The organism is Hymenobacter tibetensis (genome assembly GCF_022827545.1).
Lineage (GTDB): Bacteria > Bacteroidota > Bacteroidia > Cytophagales > Hymenobacteraceae > Hymenobacter > Hymenobacter tibetensis.
Genome location: NZ_CP094669.1, coordinates 2629468 through 2647627, shown reverse-complemented (window position 1 = coordinate 2647627; position 18160 = coordinate 2629468). Strand labels below are relative to the sequence as shown.

Below are 18160 nucleotides of genomic sequence, written 5' to 3'. Positions count from 1 at the left end.
AGCTGATGATCAGACAAAGAGATTGGGGCACCCGAAGCCTTCCCTATTCGTAGATAATACAAGGGCTTTGTGAAGGCTCAGCGTTGCATTTAGTACTTGCCAAGTGGCATCTGCTCGTAGCTTAGGGGTTACTTTTTTTCTTTGCTTCCGCTCCTGACACCATGCGTATGAATTGCGCCCGAAGCCTACGGCTCTTTTCGGCACTTCTAGTTTTCCTGTATTCCTCGATAGGACTCGTTTCCCCTGGGTTGGCACAGCAGCCCGCCGCCGCTAAGCGCGACACCTCGTTCACGATTCATAGCGCGTACAGCAAAGTAAAAAAGCAGCACCCCACCAGTAGCATAGCCCGGCCGCCCGTGCCCGCCGGGGTCCGCTCACAGCTCAACCTAACCTACTGCACCCAAGACAGCCACGACCTGAAGCTGGATGTCTTTTACACGGCTGCCAACAAGCGCCAACGGCGCCCGGCTGTTCTCTTGATTCATGGCGGGGGCTGGCACTCCGGCGACCGGTCGCAGCACGTGCCGATGGCCCAGCAACTGGCTGCGCAGGGTTTTGTGGCCGTCACAGCCGAATACCGCCTTTCAACCGAAGCCCCCTATCCGGCCGCCGTGCAAGATTTGAAAGCCGCTATCCGCTGGCTCCGCAACCACGCCGATTTGTATTCCATCGACCCGAACCGCATTGCGGTGTGGGGGTTCTCGGCAGGGGGCCAGTTGGCTGCCCTCGTGGGCAGCACCAACGGAGAGGCGCTGTTCGAGCAGGGCGGCTGCTCTTCCAAACAGTCTAGCAGCGTGCAGGCGGTGGTAAATGTGGATGGCATTCTGGCTTTTCTGCACCCAGAGTCGGGCGAAGGCGACGACAGCAAAAGCACATCGGCCGCGACATACTGGTTTGGCGGCCCTAAAACAGAACGGCCCGAGCTATGGCAGCAAGCCTCGGCGCTTACCCACGTAGGGCCGCGTACTCCGCCCACTCTGTTCATCAACAGCAGCGTGGACCGCATGCACGCTGGCCGCGACGATATGCTGGCTCGCCTCCAGGCCCTGGGAGTGTACACCGAAGTACAGCGCTTTCCTGATGCGCCCCACACCTTCGTTCTATTCAACCCATGGTTTGAGCCTACGCTTCGCTACACCGTAGATTTCCTTAATAAGGTCTTTCGAGTGCGCTGAGCGTCCTGTAGCTCCCCCTAGTGGCTGTGGCTAAATCATTGGTGTTGTAGTGTCGTTGCTGAAACCAAACCATGCTATTGGTAGGCAGCGAGGTGCACCGCCAGCATAGTAAGGCAACTGCAGAGCCAATACTATACAGGACGCTGTGCTCGGTGTGAACACTATGCTACGGCGTTCAACAGCCCCTTAAGCACCCAAACATCCGCTACTGCAGCCACTAGCACGTGGTGCCAGCAGAAGTGGTAAGCACACGGCTCAGTGAAAATAAGTTATGCTTGCATAACATTTCTATCAATCTTACGTATTATCTTTGCATACCGAACAAGCTGACTTGCACCCATATACATACATTGCCATGAAAAAGAGCACTGCTACTATTTCTTCGCTGCTAATCCTTGGCGGACTCGGCTCGTTGAGCTACCTAGCGTCTCAGGTACTGGACCTGAACTTGATTTTTGACCTCAGCGACGAAGAGGAAATGCATTTCTGCTAAGCCTGTAGCTGTATATTTTTTTGTTAAACCCCGCCCACAGCGGGGTTTAATTTGTTTAGGGGGCTAAAGAAACCCGTAGTAGGAATCAGCCTGTTATGGATCGGCTTCAAAAAAAAGCGTATCCATTCTCGTCTGTTTTCGGTACTTCACCTTTCAGAAGCTTATTTGGAGCGGCTACCTTTCTCTCACCTGCTGCCCGTATTGGCTGCGTCCCCACCTTGGGAGCAAGCCGAACGAGCAGCGAAAATCAGTGAATTATGAATCTGAGCAGTCTTAAAGACCAGATCAGTTACATCATCGGGCGCGACTTGGCCCGTAATTTTGCCCAGCAGGGCCTAGATCTGGATGTGGAGGTTTTGGCCGCCAGCATGAAAGAAGGCCTGAACGGCGAGCCTAGCCGCCTCACGCAAGAGCAGATGCAAGCGGCTATGCAGCAGCTACAAGAGCAGATGGGTGGCCCAGATGCTGACGATGACGACAACCAATCCTCCTCTTCCATGGCAAACAACAAAGAAGAAGGTCAGACCTTCTTAAGCGAAAACAAGAACCGCGCTGGCGTAACCACGCTGCCGAGCGGCTTACAGTACGAAGTGATAACCGAAGGCAGCGGCAAGAAGCCAACCCTAAGCAGCTCCGTAACTACGCACTACCACGGCACGCTTATCAACGGCAACGTGTTTGACAGCAGCTACCAGCGCGGCCAGCCCGCTACCTTCCCCGTGAACGGTGTAATTGCAGGCTGGACAGAAGCGTTGCAACTGATGCCTGAAGGCTCGAAGTGGCGCCTCTACATTCCGTCGGAACTGGCCTACGGTAAGCGTGGCGCTGGCCGCGACATCGGCCCCGACACAGCCCTCATCTTTGATGTGGAACTGCTGAAAGTAAACAACTAAGTTGCATTGAAGGCCTCGCTGACTGCCTGCTCTCCTACTTCCGCTTGCGAAACAAGGACGACGGCCGCCAGCGGGGCTTTTTTGTGTATGACAGATTCTACGCCTCCCCTACCCAACGACGAAAACGACGGCCCGCCTCCCGCCTCCCCCGAGGAAGAGCATCCTGTGGACGCCTCGGTAGCTCCTCCCACCGACACTCCGGTGGCTGCCCCTCTGCCGTTGCCCCAGCAATTTGCAGAGATGCGCAGCGAGGATAGCCGCGTGATACTAACCAACGATCAACTGCAGGTTAACGGGCAGCGGTTTGGGTGGTGGGAGTTGGAAGGCGTCGAGGTTCAGCGGGTGCGGTGGCTGCTATGGCTGTTGCTCGGCGGTTTCACCTTGGCTGGCTTCCTCCTAGGCTTTCTGCAAAACTGGCTACGGACTATGCCCGCCGCTCTAGGCATTGTGGTTGGGGCATTGCTGTTGGCAGTTGGCCAGCGGGGCACCAACCGCCTGCGCTTATACCGACTAGGCCGCGAAGCCGCGCATTTTGCCTTGCCAGGCGAACTACCCACCTGGCAGAAGCTGACCGCCGAAGCCAACCGCCGTATCCGGCAGCGCCACCACGAAGCGGCGCAGGCAGCCGCAGCTGCTTTGCTGGCTGCCACTCCACCTATGCCAAGCCCACCCTCCGCTTTTGAGGCTGGCTGATTTCAGTATTACCCCCTATTAGTTTTCGCACAAGCGGCCAAACGCTAGGTTTGCAGGCTGCCCGCTACCTTTGCGGGCTTTTCAAACAGTTTTCAGGTAGAGCTTCTATTTTCTTTTCACTCCTCACATGGACGCCAAACACCAGCACACCGCTATTTCAACGGCGGGCTTGCTTATTGCCCTAGGCATTATTTACGGCGACATTGGCACTTCGCCGCTCTACGTAATGAAGGCTATTGTGCCGGAGCAAATCAACCCTGCTCTCGTGTACGGAGGTATTTCTTGCGTTATCTGGACGCTCACCCTCCAAACAACCATCAAGTATGTAATGCTCACCCTCAATGCCGATAACAACGGAGAAGGTGGCATTTTTTCGCTGTATGCCCTAGTGCGGCGGCGGGCAACTTGGCTGACCATCCCGGCCATCATTGGTGGGTCGGCGCTACTGGCCGACGGCGTGATTACGCCCCCCATTTCCGTGTCGTCGGCTATTGAGGGGTTGGAAGCGGTGTACCCCAACATTCCAACGGTGCCTATTGTCATTGGTATTCTGTTGGGGCTGTTCTTGATGCAAAGCTTCGGCACCCAGATTGTGGGCAAAGCCTTCGGGCCTATCATGCTGATCTGGTTTTCGATGTTGGCCGTGCTGGGGGCTTCCTGGATTATCCAGCAGCCAGCTATTCTCAAAGCCTTCAACCCGTACTACGCCTATGACTTGCTGGTAAATTACCCGCAAGGATTCTGGCTCCTAGGCGCGGTATTCCTGTGTACAACCGGGGCGGAAGCGCTGTATTCTGACCTCGGGCACTGCGGCAAAGGCAACATTCGCATCAGCTGGATATTTGTTAAGTCGGCGCTGCTGCTCAACTACATGGGCCAGGGTGCCTGGCTGCTCAGCCACCAGGGCGAACAGCTCAACAAGCGTAACCCATTCTATGAGCTGATGCCCGAGTGGTTTCTGCTCGTTGGAATCGGCATTGCCACTATTGCAGCCATCATTGCCTCACAGGCCCTCATTACCGGCTCGTTTACGCTGGTAGCCGAAGCCATCCGGCTTAATATGTGGCCTAAAGTGAAGTTGAATTACCCCACCGACGTGAAGGGCCAGCTGTACGTGCCCAGCATGAACCGGCTGCTGCTTTTCGGCTGCATCGGGGTAGTGCTGTATTTCCAGAGGTCAGAAAACATGGAAGCGGCCTATGGCTTGGCCATCACCCTGACCATGCTCATGACCACGCTGCTCCTAACTACGTGGCTCCGCGCTAGGCGCGTACCATTGGCTGCCGTGGTGCTGTTTGCTGTGGTGTATGGCCTCATCGAAGGTTCGTTTTTGATTGCCAACCTCGTGAAGTTTCCGCACGGGGGCTGGGTGTCCTTGGCTATCGGCGCCGCCTTGGTGGGCGTGATGTATGTGTGGTTGCGGGCCTTCTATATCAAGCGCCGTCTCACGGAGTTTGTGAAAATTGAGCCTTATATGGAGGCCCTGAAGCAGTTGTCGGACGATGATACGGTGCCGAAATACTCCACCCACCTCGTGTTCATGACCTCAGCCGAGCGAGCCACGGAAATAGAGTCCAAGATCATCTATTCCATCTTCCAGAAGCGTCCGAAGCGGGCCGACATCTACTGGTTTGTGCACGTAGACACCACGGACGAGCCCTACACCATGGAATACAAAGTGGTGGAACTTGCTCATGACGACGCGTTCCGCATCACGTTCCGCCTAGGGTTCCGGGTCGAGCAACGCATCAACCTGTACTTCCGCAAGGTGGTGGAAGATCTGGTGCGCAACAAGGAAGTGGATATCACCTCGCGCTACGAGTCATTGAGCAAGCAGCACGTAACCGGTGACTTCCGCTTTGTGGTCTTGGAGAAGTTTTTGTCGGTGGAAAATGAATTTCCGGCCGTTGAAAAGCTGGTGATGCAGGCTTATTTCTACATCAAGCAGTTCATCGCCTCCGAAGACAAGTACTTTGGTCTGGATACCAGTTCGGTGAAAGTAGAGAAGGTGCCTCTCGTTATCACGCCCGTGCGCGACGTAGCACTGAAGCGGATATAACGAACTCGAAAATCATGTTTCTTAGGAAAGCCTTGCTGCGCGTCAGCAAGGCTTTTTTTGTGGTTTTTGGGCGCTACGGGGTGGCTGTTAGGGGTCGTTTAGGAAAGAGCTGTTCCTCAAAAAGCCCTCATTATTTACTTGCGTTTGCCAGCGCTTTTGCTTCCCTTGGAAGTGTTCTTATCCCCTCTTCAATCCCACCAGTCTATGCGTACATCTACTCTTTCGGGGGCTTTGCTGCTGCTGTTTCTAGCCAGTTGCCAATCCACCAACGACGAACAACCAACCCCGCAGCCCGTTGCCGAACCAGCGGAGGCCCTAAGCAGCCAGCAACTCGACACGCAGATTATGAGCACGCTGCGCGAAACCGGCCAGTTCGATTGGAACAAGGCTTCTGCTCATTTCATCTGGAGCGCACTCACTCGCTCAGACTATGTGCTATCGGTGGGGTATCAGCCGGCTGGCTGCACGGAAGCTACTCCCAGTGATGCAGCCAGTAGCCCAGCCTGGCAAGAAGCCCGCAGGCAGGTACTGGCCCTCATCTTGGCTGAGGAGCGCAACTCCCGGCCCGACCTGACGCTAGAGCAGCTAGTGGCTTACGACGAAAACGTGTTACCGGTCCTGGACGTCACTGTGCGAGAGCTTAGCACCATCAAGGCGTTGCGCGCTTCTCGGCTGGTGCGCTACGCCGAACCCATGGGCTACGAACCCAACCGCCCAACCCAAACCGCCAGCAAAGGAGCCGCCTCTTTGAGCAGCAGCGGCTGCGACAACAACGTGGCCACCCCTGGCCTTGTGGCCGGGGCCGACTTCACGGTGCTACCGGGCGGCAGCAAATCATCTTGGAACCAAGCCGACCAGTACCATGGCATCCGGGCGGCTTGGAGCCAAAGCACGGGCCAGGGCATCAAGATTCTTGTGATTGATACGGGGTGCTCCTCGGCGCAAGAGAACCTAGGCAGCACCTTCAATCAAGGCCTGAGCAGTGGCCGCACCGTTGAGCGCCTCGTAACGCTTCCCCGAACCACTTTCCTAGGCATTCCGACCGGTCCCACGGAAACGCCCGAAGACGGCTGCGGACACGGCACCAGCATGGCCGGCGCCTGCGCGGCGCCACGTGGCACCGACGGTGCCTCCGTGGGCGTAGCCTACAATGCCAACCTGATTACGGTGCGAGCCGCCGAAGACGTGTTTCTGGATGGCAGCCGGGAGGTGAAAGGCGTTTCGGACGCGTATGTCTTGGCCGGCAACCGCTCCGATGTGCGCATCATCAGCATGAGCATGGGCCGCCTTACTAGCTCTTCCCAGATGGCAGATGCTATTCGGTATGCGCACAGCCGCGGCAAGCTGATCTTCTGCGCCGCCGGCACGTCCTTCGACTGGTCGGCGGGTGTTGTAGGGGTCATTTATCCGGCTTCTCTGCCCGAGGCCGTGGCTGTTACGGGCGTGAAAGACAACCTCACTACCCGCTGCGACGAGTGCCACGTAGGCGCCGATGTGGAGTTTGCGGTAGTTATGCAGCGCACCAGCAACGACCTACGCACCCTCACCCTAGCCATGGACGGCGACGAACCCAGCACGGTGGGCGGCTCGTCTGTTGCGACGGCGAGCATGGCCGGCATGGCCGCTATGGTGTGGGCGCGCTACCCATCCGAAACCCGCGCCCAGGTGATGAGCCGTTTGGTGGCCGCTAGTTCCAACCGCACCGCCCGCAGCAGCAGCTTTGGCTGGGGCCGGGTGAATGTGGCCGCGGCAGTCGGTGTGCCAGCACTGTAGATAAAGTGCATCTCTCCCACAAACAAGCCCCACCCGAAATTTCGGGTGGGGCTTGTTTGTGAAGAAGAACGGCATGCTACAAATCAGCACTGGCTTTCTTTCCGGCTTCCTGCTCGGCAGCCTTCATTTGGTTGGCCATCACTTTGCTTTTGATATACAGGTAGTGCGTATCGGAACCTGCGCTGCCGTACGAACCGCTCATATGGCGCGTTTCCGTGTAAGCTTCTGCTTTCTCTCCTTTCCAAACTCCACCTTTTCCCGAAGAGTACTGATAGCTAGGCTTACCATACAACGCCGTTACGGCCGCTACTATTTGCTCTAACCCATTGGGCTGATCGGTATAGACCATTACCTCTGCAAGCTTTCCGTCGTAGAAGGTGTACACAATGTTGGAAAGCTTCACCTCACCAATGTTGAGGTTCTCTTTGCCTTTTTGCTTTTCGTAACGTTTTGATTTTGTGCCGGGCTCCTGATAGCCGGGTACGGGTACTAAATCCGTGAAAGTGCTGAAGTCATCACCGAAATGATGCGTGCGAAAGCCGTTTTTCTCGTCGATCAATGCCACGGCCGCCTTGGGAGTTTCTTGAGCAGCCTGAGCAGCCACAGGCTCTGTAGTAGCTGACTGCGTGTTGTCAGACGAGCACGCGCCGCACAGCACAGCCAAAAACGCCAAAGAGGTGATTGAATAAGATTTCATGCAAAAAAGGGGATGTAAAAAAGTAGAAATAGCAGAGAGTGCACTGCCCACATGTAGCGTTTGGCGCGAGCAGCACAAGTAAAGTCAGTTCACAATCTCAAGCGCACCAGTTGCCGTATCCTCCTGCTGACTTTGCTTTAGCCTAGTAGGGTCCAGTGTTTTCATGGAAACGAAATGAGAAACAGTGATTTGGCGCGACAAGATAGTAGTCAGCCATGTTTCTAGCCTTCCTCCTGCTCTATTACTATTGCACTGTCCTACACTTGCCACCTTAGCCTCTGATATGTCCGCCACGCGTGCCTGCCTCCCACTAGCTCGTGCGTGGTCCGCACGCCACCGGTGCTTGTGACTTGCACACCCAGTTTCGGCTAGAGCTTCATCCTTGTTTCGCTCATCTCAGTTCGGCGCTAGGTATGCTGCTCAACAAAGCGCCCCGCTCGAAATTCGAGCGGGGCGCTTTGTCGCGTTGGAAAATGCCACTGGTTAGCGTAATACTATCCATTTGGCCAGTACTGCCTGTTGCTCGGCAGTAGGGCTTGCGGCCTGCTCGATGCGGTAGCGCTTGCCTGTCCCGGCCAGCAGAGGGAAAGTCAGTTCCTTGAGTTGGCCGTCGCGCGATACCAGCATTTTCACCTGCGAATTTGCTGGACGACCAGCCAGCAACTTATTGGGGTCGTCGGTGAGGCGGTTGCCGTCCAGGGCCAAAATTTCGTCGTTTACATTAAGCCCGCCCTGCCACGCACTGCCGTCGCGTAGGGTGCTCGTCACCGTGAGTTTACCGCCTGCCGTGCTAACGGTGGCGCCCAACACGGCATCCGTAGATACCGGGGCCGTGGTGAGTTTGAGGCCTGCATACCCTAATACTGCTTCGTAAGGCAAGGTTTCGGTGCCGTAGACGTAGCGGCGGAAAAAGTCGTCGAAGCGGCGGCCCGCTATTTTGGCCACGGCGGCCTGGTATTCCTCGTCGGTGAAACCACGCTTCTTCTTGATGTAGTATTCGTCGTAGAGGTAGCGCATTACATCGTCGAGGTGCTTCTGGGCTTTGGTTTCGTTGATGATCATCAAGTCCAGCATGGCCCCGATCAACTCTCCTTTGTTGTAGTAGCTGATGCCCGTGTTGTTGGAGTTTTCGTTGGGCCGGTAGCCCTTAATCCAAGCATCGAAGCTGGATTCGGCCGCCGACTGCACTTTGTTGCCGGGCGTGTTTTCCACCTGCGTAATGCCGTTGCTGGTGCTAGCCAAGTAATCTTCGGCACTCACAAAACCGGCCCGCTGCACAATAAGGTCGCCGAAGTAGCTGGTGCCGCCTTCGCTCACCCACAGCATATGCGTGTAGTTCTCGTTGTCGTAGTCGAAGGGCCCGAGTGCCACTGGACGAATGCGTTTCACGTTCCAGAGGTGGAAGTATTCGTGCGCTACCAAGCTCAGAATACCTTTATAGCCGCCCTCAGTGCCGTAAGCAGTGCGCGAAATAGAAAGCGTAGTGGAATACAAGTGCTCGAGGCCGCCCGTGCCCCGCTCGATGTTGTGCACGATGAAAACGTAGCGGTCCAGCGGGTTTTTCCCTACCACTCGGTGCGCTTCTTCGCACACGCGCTTCATATCAGCTAGGAGTTTGGTTTCGTTGTATTTGGCGCTGCCAAACATGGCCACGGTGTGGGGAGTGCCGTTGGCCTCGAAGCTCAACACCTTGTGCGTTCCTATTTCAATGGGCGAATCGGCTAGTTCGTCGTAGCTGCTAGAGGCGAACGTGAACTGCCCCCCGGCAGGCTTCAAGCTGGTGCTTACCTGGGTCCAGCCAGTTGCCGGGCGTACTTCCAGGGTGCTGGCCAACTGCTGGCCCTCGGCAGGGTACATGAATACACTGGTGCCGTTGACGTAGCCGTGGGCGGCATCCAAGAAGCTGGTGCGTACGCTTAGCTCGTAGGCATACACGCGGTAATGCACCGAGAAGTCTTTGGCCTTCGGATGATACACGCGCCATGTGTTCTTCGTTATTTTCTCGGTGTGCAGGATTTCACTGCCAGCTTTGGCCTCGAAGCCTTCAACGTGCCGCGCAAACTCGCGAACCAAATAAGAACCCGGCGCCCATACTGGCATTTTCAGGTCGGTGTACTGCTTGCCGAAGCCACCCAGATTCATATCCACTTCGAAATAGTGCGTCTGGGGGGCGGGCATGGCCAAGGTGTAACGCAACGTAGAAGCAGCCTGCACCGAGTGAAACGCACTCAGCAGCACAACCAACCCTACTGCGGCCAGCAGTCGGAAACGAAAAAAGAGCATGTAGAAAAAATAGTAGGTGAAAAGGGTTAGGCCAGAAAGAGCAGAACTCGCCTTGCAGGTTGCCGCAAAGAACGGCTAAAAGCGTGCAGGGCTGCAAAAGACAAGACAAAATCCTGGGGCAACACAAGATGGCACTGCATTTGACCTTCACCCACTGAGTAGTCGGGCAGCTGCTAGTACCTGCTTCGGGCACGGCGGGCCAGCACTGCTTCTCTCCGCCGCCTTCGTGCAAGACTAGCCTACCGGAACCTGGCTCCTAGCTCCTCCGTTAGGAAAGCATCTGGAGCTTGCTGTTGCCACCCTTGCGCTTCTTCTATTTCTTTCCACACAGTTCTCATGCGCTACATCTGGATGACGTTTGCTGGTTTAGTTGCGTTGCTGTTGGTGGTATTTGGGCGACCCCATCATGAGCCAGACCGCCAACCACGCGCGCAGGATTCCCGCGAGGAATTGCCGGTGCAGCCTGCTGTATGGGAACGCACGCCTCCAAAGGCTCGCCCCGACAGTGTGGTTCGGTTTGCAATGCAGCAGCTAGGCACTAACTACTGCTACGCTGGCAACACCCCCGCCACTGGATTCGACTGCTCTGGTTTTGTCCAGTATGTGTTCAGCCGATTCAAGGTGGGCATGCCGCACTCCACTAGTTTGCTTATTTCGGTGGGCCGTTCCGTGGAACGTAACCAGGCCCGGCCTGGCGACATTGTGGTGTTTACGGGCACTGCCGCTACCGCCACTACGCCCGGCCACGCTGGTATTGTAGTATCGGAGCCGGGGCAGCCGTTGCGCTTTATTCACTCGTCTTCTGCTCGGCGCGAACCAGGCGTAAAGATCAGCCAAGTGGAAGGCACCGACTACGAGCGACGCTTTATGGATGTGCGCCGAGTGTTGTAAATGCCATTGTGGACCTTACGGCCCTAAAAAGAGCGATGCCCGGACCACCTATGCAGAACCTCAATTGAGAGGCTGCTGGGCGGTCCGGGCATCTAATCCTTCAAATCTTACCAAGCGACGAGTCTGGGGTACAGCCCCGTCATCCTATATATGTAAGACCTTGCCAGAATGCGAGAAAAAGCCAAATGGGGCGTTTTTCCGCGCGAAAGCTGTTGTTAAGCGCGTCCGGCGGTGAAGCGGACTACATTCGACAGGCTTGGCAGGATTTGTTTGGGACTAATAGACATTTTGTACCTCCTTTCTTTACGTTCGACATAACCCCGGCCGCGCCTCCCAGCACCTTAGGGCTGCTTGGGCGGGGCTGTAGCACTCACTACGGAAGGTAAAGTTAAAAGCCTGGGGGATGGTTCAAAATTAAAAGTCCTTTTTTTACACCACCCAGCCCGGTTTAGAGCCAGCCTACTGAGGTTCAACGACTTTGTTTTGCGCAATTTTTCTTTGCGCAACCTGGCCTCAAACTTGCCTACCTACATTTCACAGCCCGAGCAACTGACACTGTGCTTTTGTTGGAGTTTTCTCCTATCTTTTTCCCGATAACCTCATTCCCACTTTCCTTACCATGAAAAAGTATTTTTTACTGTCTCTGCTTTGCTTGCTCTGTAGTATCGGGGTAGCCTCGGCCCAAACGCTTTCACCGCTGGGCACCTGGACCAACTCCGAGAAGAAGGCCACTTTTGAAATCTATAAGTGTGGCAACAAGCTCTGCGGCAAAATTGTAACGCTGACCGTGCCTAACGACCCCAAAACGGGCAAACCCAAAACGGATTCAATGAATCCGGACCCCAAACTGCGCGACCGTCCGCGGCTGGGCCTGGTGTTCATGCAGGGCTTCGAGTACGACGACGACAACAAGTGGGACGACGGCAAAATCTACGACCCGGAAAGTGGCAAAACCTACTCTTGCTACATGAAGATGAATAGCGCCAACTCCATGGAAGTGAAAGGCTACATCGGTTTCTCGATGATCGGCAAATCGCAGGCCTGGACCCGGGTGAAATAACCATCAACCCATCATCTGGCGTATAGTAAGCGACGTTCCTGCTCCGGCGGGGACGTCGCTTTTTTGCTATCTTACCCATCTCCCCGGCTCCGTCCAGACCGGTATCTACTCTACTAATCTGCGCATTAGCTTTGAAATACATACTGCTGAGCTACTTATTTTTCTTTACAGGGCCACTCGCTGCTTGGGCCCAGACTCCGTCGGCGCCGCCACCGTTGGGCGTATGGGCCGATGACAGTGGCGACTCCCACATCGAGTTGTACCGCTGCGGCGAGGAGTTGTGCGGACGCTTGGTCTGGCTGCGCCAGCCGACTGACGCCAACGGTAAGCCCCGGCTCGATGAGCGCAACCCAAAGGAGGAGCGCCGCACCCAACCCTTGCACAACCTGACGGTGCTTCAGCACTTGCGTTACAGCCCCGAAAACGAGCGTTGGGAAGGTGGCGAAATCTATGACCCGGAGAATGGGCGCACGTACTCTTGCTACGTGGGGGCCGCCGGCAAGGACCGCCTGGAAGTGAAAGGCTACATCGGCTTTTCCATGATTGGCAAATCGCACTATTGGCAGCGGGTGAAGTAGCAGGAGCGCTAGTCAAGCAACTTTTTTAACTTATTTTTAATTGAAGGCAAGCTCAGGCACGGAGCTTGCCTTCGGTGTTTTACACCTCTTTTCAAGCTTTTGAGGGGCTTTCGATGCACAGCTAGCTGAAACCATTTGTCTTGGCTGGTGTTCTCCTCTCATATTGCATTCCCACCTTGCATCCCTTCCTAAAACGGCTTCTTTCCTCGCCCTCGGCCTCTTCCCCAGCCGAATGGCGGCCCCTGCACCGCACGCCTGCCGAGCGGCGGAAGCATGCGCGATGGGTGGAGCAGCGGGTATACCTGAACTGGGCAGGGCCTTACTTTAAAGCCTATCATTTTCGCAAGGCTGGCATTCAGGGCCAAGGCCTACGGGTGCAGTTGCTGACCGAGGAGAACCGGCAGGGGGCTGTATTTTTCTACGACCCTAGCATCGGGCCCGGCAACTTTCGTCACTTTTTCGATCTGTTGCGCGACCGGGTGCTTACCCTAGGCTATCACCTTACCACTTCCGACCAACGCGTTCTACACCATGAGCGCTACGCCGAAACTATTGAGAAGCACTTTCTGAAGCCGCTGCCCGAAGACTGTACCGCTACTGGCCGCTGCTTGCAGCGCTTCGGTACCATAACCGTTGATATGGTGAGTATCAACAACCAACCCGGATTCATCCGCTTCACCAGCAATCCTTACCATGACGCCATCTTCACGCCAGCTCAGTCTTTCGATGAACTGATGGCGGAAGTCCTCGACATGCCCGCTGCCCCACCCGAGGTGCAGGCTCTTATTAAGGAGTACTATAAAGGATAAAAAGTGGAGTGGTATAGCCCAAGGCCACTTGTAGCTCCACACGAGAAGCAACAAGTAATAACCGCTGCTGCTTTCACCTTGTCCCTACCAAACGCACTCAGCCCCTAGCTAACCTTGTGCTAGGGGCTGAGTGCGTTTCAAGGCCCGAATTATTTAATCCTTAGTAGGCTGAGGCCATATGCGTAGGTAGTTGAAGTCGCTTTCTGAGTTAGAAAGCTGTTGTGCAATCAGGGCGTTGCAACAGCCTATTGTTCCTTAACGAACCTAGCCAACGACACCGTGCCGTTCGAGCCGGTGAGGCGCAGGTGGTACAGACCGGCGGCTAGGCTGCGCGTATCTAGCTGGGCCTTGAGGGGGTCAACCGCTTGGCGGAGCAGTACGCGGCCAGTAGCATCCGTAACCTCGGCAACGGCACGAGCCGTTAAGTCAGCTAGCATCAAGGTTTCGCGGCAGGGGTTGGGGTAGACAGTAAGCCGAGTGCCCTGCGCTGCCACGTTGGCGCTTAAAACTAGCGTATTGTCGCGCAATGTGGTTCCGTTGCCGTTGAGCACCCACTGATTGGGGTCGATGGTGATGCTGGCAATGGTTTTGCTGACGGGTACGCTGAACAATGACACTTGCTGGCTTTGGCGCAGCCGCAAAATTTGCGTGGTGTTGTCGGTGAAAGTGAGCTGGTAGTCAAGCTCGGTATCGAAGAAGGGCGTCACGGCGGGCATACTCACCGCTTCGGTGGTTTGCAGATAGAAGGTCTGGCCAACCTGATTCCAGCGTATATTAAACGTAGGGAAGCCCTGGCCGGCATACCACTGATCGAAAAAGTACTGTAGCGGCCGGCCGGCTTCGGCTTCGAAGACGCGCTGCAGGTCGATGGTACGGGCCGTGCGTCCGCTGTAGGTGGTCTGGAAGGTGCGTAATGCTCGGTAGAACTTGTCGTCGTCGTTTAACAGGTACCGCAGCATATGCACCACGGTTGCTCCTTTCCTGTAGCTGAGGCGGCCATCGAAAATGCGGTTCACGTTGGTGGTATCAAGCACCCGAACGCTGCCACCGGCACTTTGCATGGTATTGGTGTGCGCATAATCCATCCATTGCCGGGCCGCAGTGGGAGTAGCAAACCGGTTGAGCGAGATGTATTCGCCATAGGAAGCAAAGCCTTCGTTCAGCCAGATATCCTCCCAGGAGGCGCAGGTCACGTTGTCGCCAAACCATTGGTGGAACAGTTCGTGGGCCGTTAGCGTGAAGGTGAAGCCGTCTTGCGTGGTCATGGTTTGGTGTTCCATGCCGCCACCCAATGGGGCCATGCTGTGGCCGTACTTCTCGCTGGCAAAGGGGTAGAGCCCAACCAAGCTGGAAAAGTTTTCAATGAAGCCGGGCGTACGGTCAATTTCAGCCTGAAAATTGGTGAGGGCCGTTTGGTTGTATACGTAGTTCACAATCGGAATCTGGGGGCCACCCGCCGGGTTGGCGTAGTTGGTGTACTCGATGTAGGGAGCCACAGCCACGGATACCAGGTAGTAGGCAATTGGCTTCACCCGGTGCTTCCACTCGTAGCGGCTCTTGCTATTGGGCAGGGCCGTGACGCGCTGCAACGTCCCGTTGGACCCTACTTTGTTTATGCTGCTCGTCGTCACCCACACATCCAGCGAATCGGCCTTGTCGGTGAGCACCTGCTTGCAGGGCCACCACTCATGGGCCGAAAAGGGCTCGGAAAGGCTCCACGTAACATTCACCCCGTAATTGTTTACAAAGCGCGTATTCAGCGCATTCCCAATGGCGGCCGACGACCCGTTCGGGGCCGTACCGCGGTAATAGATAAGGGTTGTGAACAACGTAGTAGCGGGTATGCCTTGCGGAATAGCCGCCGTTGCGTCGGAGCCCACGCGGCGTAGGCCGGTGGAGCGGCGGCCATTCACCACCACGGAGTCAATGGTGAAGGTGGGGTACAACTCGAAGGCCACGGAATCGAGAGGCTGCGCGAGGGTGCGGGCCAGCATCCGCACCGAGCCGCTCACGTTGCGCGAGTTGTTTTCCAGCGCTATATCGAGCTTGTAGTACTTCACATCGTACCGGTCCATTTTCTGGCGGTGCCGCACCGTGGTGCTAGGCTGGCGCGAGGCTGCCTGCACATGGGCGCGGGCGCAGCTAAAGGCGGCATTGCTGTTGAGCTCAGAGGCGTCCGAAGACGAAGCCGCATCCTGCGCCTGCAGGGCGGGCGCAACCAACAACAAACTGATTACCAGAAAGTAAAGACGTTTCATAGAAAGTAAGACTGAATGAGATGGCGGTAGCGGGGCCCAGTGCTAGGGCGTTCAGCAAGATACACACCCTCTTGCACAAACTGAGTGCTTGCATCAACAGGTTCACTCGCTCAGGTTGTATATTTAGGATGCCGTTCTGCCTACCCCGTTGCATATAAAAAAATGCTTCTTTCTATGATCCAAGTTTTACAGTCTGTTCGCCGGTTACCAACCCTATTGCTTTTAACGCTCCTGTTGTCTGTAGTAAGCCGGGCGGCTAGCGCTACGCACATTGTGGGCGGTGAAATGGACTTGCAATACGTGTCGGGTTCCACCTATCAGATTACTCTTAATCTCTACTTCGACGCGCTTTTCGGCAACGCCGGGGCGCTAGACAACGACTTGACGGTTAGCGTTTTTGACAAGGCCAACAACAACCGGATGCAGAATCTGGTGATGCCGCTCACCTCGAACACCCTGGTCAACTACACCAACCCATCTTGCTCTTCTACTTCGTCGTTGGTTACGCGACGGCTGGTGTACTCGGCGCGGATTGAACTGCCGGCCAACCGCTTCAACAGCACGGCTGGCTACTATGCGGCGGTGGAGCGCTGCTGCCGCAACAACGCCATCAGCAACATCCAGAGCCCAGGTGACGCGGGCCAAACCTTCTACCTGGAGTTTCCGGCCGTAGTTCGCAACGGCCAGCCCTTCCGCGACTCCACCCCCCGCATCTTCCCAGCCCTCGGTGACTACGCTTGCCGCGGAGAACTATTTACCTATGATTTCGGGGGCCAGGACGCCGACGGCGACTCGTTGCAATACGACCTAGTTACGCCCCTGAATGGCAACTCCACGCCTGGTGTTCCCAAGCCTGCAGTAGCTGCTCCGCTGCCCTATCGGGAAATCAACTGGGGGCTTGGCCGCAACGAATTAAACCAGATTCCGGGTACGCCTACCCTGACCATCAACCGGGCGACGGGCCGGCTGCAAGTACGCCCTTCCGTGGTGGGTTTGTTTGTATTCGGCATCCGGTGTTCGGAATACCGAGCAGGCATTAAGATTGGAGAAACGCGGCGCGACTTTCAGTTGAAAGTGGTTACCTGCACCCCAAACGCCGCACCCAGCATGACGGTGCGGGCCGCCACAGCTACTAGTGTCTACCGGGAAGGCTTGGATACGCTACGGCTGCGGCCAGGTGCCAGCCGCTGCCTGAACCTGCGCTTCACCGACCCCGACTCTCCTTCTCGGCTGTCCTTGAGTTTGCGGGCCGTCAATTTTCCGGCCTCGTTGCTGCCGGCCTTCAGCATCACCCAAGGCACAATCAAAACTCCGGGTGCTCCTGATACGCTGGTATCACAGCTCTGCTTCCCCACCTGCTTCAACACCCGCGGGCAAGTGTATTTGCTGGATTTAATAGTGTCGGATGATGGGTGCAGCCTGCCCAAGCGCGATACGGTGCGGGTAGCTTTCACGGCGCAGCCCGACCCTAACAGTCCGCCGGCCCTGCTTACCACCGCCGGCCCTGCCCTGCCCCTACGCGCCCGCATCGGCGACCTGATAGTATTTGATGTAACGGGCTCTGACCCCGACAGCGACCCGGTGTCGTTGACTATGGCGGGAGTGGGTTTCCAACCGGCCGACGTAGGTGCCACTTTCACCCAGGGCGTTAATGGCAGCCAGATACGGGGCCGCTTCTCGTGGCGCGTTGATTGCCGGGCAGCGGGCCGACCCTTGCACGAATTCCGGTTTTTAGCTTCAGCCGGCCCCTGCAACGAGCCGCAGGTCGTTACGCTTACCGTGCCCATTCAGGTGGAATACAAGAATGCTCCGCCAGTGCTTACCTCGCTCCAAGTCCCAGCTTCCACTAGCGCCACCGACCCACCACTCGTTATTCGGCGGCCATTGGGAGGCGTATTCGAGGCAACCTTTGATGGCATTGATATCGACCAGGACCAGTTAGTGATGACGGCAACGGGTAACGGCTTCGAGCTAGCCGAGGCGGGCATGAGCTTCCGCCCAACCAACGGCAACGGGCAGGCAGCAGGTACTTTCCGCTGGGATGCCAACTGTGCGGCCATCAGCTTACCGGACAGGACGCTGGAAGTCACGTTCCAGCTTCAGGAAACCACTTGCCTGCCGAATCCGCAAACCCGTGTGGTGCGCTTCGAGCTTGTCCGCCCCGAGGCCACGGAATTCAAGCCCGTCAATATTTTCACCCCCAACGGCGACGACCTCAACGCTACGTTCTCCATCCCTGACTTGCCAGCCGACTTTTGCGACTCCCGTTTTGCCAGCATCAAGATCTTCTCCCGCTGGGGCAGTCAGGTGTATGAATCCAAGGACCGCAACTTCCGGTGGGACGGCGACCAGCGCGTAGCTGGCGTTTACTACTACCTGATTGAGTTCACCGACGGCCGCAAATACAAAGGGCCAATTACGCTGGAACGCTAAGCGGCTTTGCAGCCGCAATGCCAACAAAAAAGCCCGGTTACGACCGGGCTTTTTTGTTGATAGAG

Annotated in this window: 14 protein-coding genes; 11 read left to right on the top strand and 3 right to left on the bottom strand. The window is 56.3% G+C overall.

The window, feature by feature from the left end; genetic code table 11:
• Positions 1-167 precede the first annotated feature (167 nt).
• From MTX78_RS10550 to MTX78_RS10525, 6 genes are all read left to right on the top strand, one after another.
• Positions 168-1175: an alpha/beta hydrolase gene (locus MTX78_RS10550; protein WP_243802434.1), complete on the top strand. Its 1008-nt coding sequence runs from the start codon at positions 168-170 to the stop codon at positions 1173-1175.
• 355 nt (positions 1176-1530) lie between these two features.
• Entirely contained in the window at positions 1531-1668 is a 138-nt protein-coding gene (locus tag MTX78_RS10545) for a hypothetical protein (RefSeq protein WP_243802432.1), read from the top strand.
• A gap of 257 nt (positions 1669-1925) precedes the next feature.
• Entirely contained in the window at positions 1926-2561 is a 636-nt protein-coding gene (locus MTX78_RS10540) for an FKBP-type peptidyl-prolyl cis-trans isomerase (RefSeq protein WP_243802430.1), read from the top strand.
• An 87-nt stretch (positions 2562-2648) separates the two neighbouring features.
• Positions 2649-3254 carry a hypothetical protein gene (locus tag MTX78_RS10535; RefSeq protein ID WP_243802428.1) on the top strand — a complete coding sequence of 202 codons (606 nt, stop codon included), beginning with the start codon at positions 2649-2651 and terminating at the stop codon, positions 3252-3254.
• 127 nt (positions 3255-3381) lie between these two features.
• Positions 3382-5313 (top strand): KUP/HAK/KT family potassium transporter, encoded by a 1932-nt coding sequence (locus MTX78_RS10530; RefSeq protein WP_243802426.1) that lies wholly within the window; start codon positions 3382-3384, stop codon positions 5311-5313.
• Positions 5314-5517: 204 nt separating this feature from the next.
• Entirely contained in the window at positions 5518-7086 is a 1569-nt protein-coding gene (locus tag MTX78_RS10525) for a S8 family peptidase (RefSeq protein WP_243802424.1), read from the top strand.
• A 76-nt stretch (positions 7087-7162) separates the two neighbouring features.
• On the opposite strand, the gene MTX78_RS10520 is transcribed toward MTX78_RS10525, so the two are convergent.
• Both MTX78_RS10520 and MTX78_RS10515 read right to left on the bottom strand, forming a co-directional pair.
• On the bottom strand, positions 7163-7783 hold the full coding sequence (locus MTX78_RS10520) for a hypothetical protein (protein ID WP_243802422.1): 621 nt from the start codon (positions 7781-7783) through the stop codon (positions 7163-7165).
• A gap of 483 nt (positions 7784-8266) precedes the next feature.
• Entirely contained in the window at positions 8267-10066 is a 1800-nt protein-coding gene (locus tag MTX78_RS10515) for a M61 family metallopeptidase (protein WP_243802420.1), read from the bottom strand.
• 336 nt (positions 10067-10402) lie between these two features.
• Between MTX78_RS10515 and MTX78_RS10510 the strand changes: the two genes are divergently transcribed.
• The 4 genes from MTX78_RS10510 to MTX78_RS10495 all read left to right on the top strand — a co-directional run bounded on the left by MTX78_RS10510 (position 10403) and on the right by MTX78_RS10495 (position 13404).
• Positions 10403-10957, top strand: a complete 555-nt coding sequence (locus MTX78_RS10510; RefSeq protein WP_243802418.1) for a C40 family peptidase — start codon at positions 10403-10405, stop codon at positions 10955-10957.
• 619 nt (positions 10958-11576) lie between these two features.
• The gene (locus MTX78_RS10505; RefSeq protein WP_243802416.1) at positions 11577-12017 is read left to right on the top strand and encodes a DUF2147 domain-containing protein; all 441 of its coding nucleotides are present in this window, start codon (positions 11577-11579) and stop codon (positions 12015-12017) included.
• A 131-nt stretch (positions 12018-12148) separates the two neighbouring features.
• Positions 12149-12595 (top strand): DUF2147 domain-containing protein, encoded by a 447-nt coding sequence (locus tag MTX78_RS10500; RefSeq protein WP_243802414.1) that lies wholly within the window; start codon positions 12149-12151, stop codon positions 12593-12595.
• A gap of 176 nt (positions 12596-12771) precedes the next feature.
• On the top strand, positions 12772-13404 hold the full coding sequence (locus MTX78_RS10495) for a hypothetical protein (protein WP_243802412.1): 633 nt from the start codon (positions 12772-12774) through the stop codon (positions 13402-13404).
• A 245-nt stretch (positions 13405-13649) separates the two neighbouring features.
• Here MTX78_RS10495 and MTX78_RS10490 read toward each other — a convergent pair whose 3' ends face one another.
• Positions 13650-15662, bottom strand: coding sequence for a M1 family aminopeptidase (locus MTX78_RS10490; RefSeq protein ID WP_243802410.1), 2013 nt, complete (start codon positions 15660-15662; stop codon positions 13650-13652).
• 174 nt (positions 15663-15836) lie between these two features.
• On the opposite strand from MTX78_RS10490, the gene MTX78_RS10485 reads away from it, so the two are divergent.
• Positions 15837-18095 carry a T9SS type B sorting domain-containing protein gene (locus tag MTX78_RS10485; RefSeq protein WP_243802408.1) on the top strand — a complete coding sequence of 753 codons (2259 nt, stop codon included), beginning with the start codon at positions 15837-15839 and terminating at the stop codon, positions 18093-18095.
• The last annotated feature ends 65 nt before the right edge of the window (positions 18096-18160 follow it).

Coding starts and splice junctions, on each gene's coding strand:
- MTX78_RS10550 (WP_243802434.1), top strand. CDS start 168: ATGAATTGCGCCCGAAGCCTACGGCTCTTTTCGGCACTTCTAGTTTTC.
- MTX78_RS10545 (WP_243802432.1), top strand. CDS start 1,531: ATGAAAAAGAGCACTGCTACTATTTCTTCGCTGCTAATCCTTGGCGGA.
- MTX78_RS10540 (WP_243802430.1), top strand. CDS start 1,926: ATGAATCTGAGCAGTCTTAAAGACCAGATCAGTTACATCATCGGGCGC.
- MTX78_RS10535 (WP_243802428.1), top strand. CDS start 2,649: ATGACAGATTCTACGCCTCCCCTACCCAACGACGAAAACGACGGCCCG.
- MTX78_RS10530 (WP_243802426.1), top strand. CDS start 3,382: ATGGACGCCAAACACCAGCACACCGCTATTTCAACGGCGGGCTTGCTT.
- MTX78_RS10525 (WP_243802424.1), top strand. CDS start 5,518: ATGCGTACATCTACTCTTTCGGGGGCTTTGCTGCTGCTGTTTCTAGCC.
- MTX78_RS10520 (WP_243802422.1), bottom strand. CDS start 7,783: ATGAAATCTTATTCAATCACCTCTTTGGCGTTTTTGGCTGTGCTGTGC.
- MTX78_RS10515 (WP_243802420.1), bottom strand. CDS start 10,066: ATGCTCTTTTTTCGTTTCCGACTGCTGGCCGCAGTAGGGTTGGTTGTG.
- MTX78_RS10510 (WP_243802418.1), top strand. CDS start 10,403: ATGCGCTACATCTGGATGACGTTTGCTGGTTTAGTTGCGTTGCTGTTG.
- MTX78_RS10505 (WP_243802416.1), top strand. CDS start 11,577: ATGAAAAAGTATTTTTTACTGTCTCTGCTTTGCTTGCTCTGTAGTATC.
- MTX78_RS10490 (WP_243802410.1), bottom strand. CDS start 15,662: ATGAAACGTCTTTACTTTCTGGTAATCAGTTTGTTGTTGGTTGCGCCC.
- MTX78_RS10485 (WP_243802408.1), top strand. CDS start 15,837: ATGATCCAAGTTTTACAGTCTGTTCGCCGGTTACCAACCCTATTGCTT.